Origin of the sequence: Mesorhizobium sp. LNHC252B00, from assembly GCF_000502955.1 — a bacterium.
GTDB lineage: Bacteria > Pseudomonadota > Alphaproteobacteria > Rhizobiales > Rhizobiaceae > Mesorhizobium.
Genome location: NZ_AYWO01000171.1, coordinates 1 through 287, shown reverse-complemented (window position 1 = coordinate 287; position 287 = coordinate 1). Strand labels below are relative to the sequence as shown.

Annotated in this window: 1 pseudogene; it reads left to right on the top strand. The window is 61.3% G+C overall.

Annotation, left to right across the window (positions count from 1 at the left end):
- Nucleotides 1–287 (top strand): annotated as a pseudogene (locus tag X744_RS0139495) (proline--tRNA ligase); the annotation flags it as partial.

Below are 287 nucleotides of genomic sequence, written 5' to 3'. Positions count from 1 at the left end.
TGTTCGTGTCCTATCTCAGGACCTTCACGCGCATGGGCCTGCAGGCCATTCCGATGCGGGCCGACACCGGCCCGATCGGCGGAGATCTCAGCCACGAATTCATCATCCTGGCCGACACTGGTGAAAGCCAGGTCTTCTGCCACCGCGATTACCTGTCGCTTGCCGTGCCCGGCGCGAACACGGACTTCGCCAATGACGGCGAGATATCAGATATCGTCAAGACCTGGACGACGCCTTACGCCGCCACCGACGAGATGCATGACGAGGCGGCTTGGGAAAAGATCGGC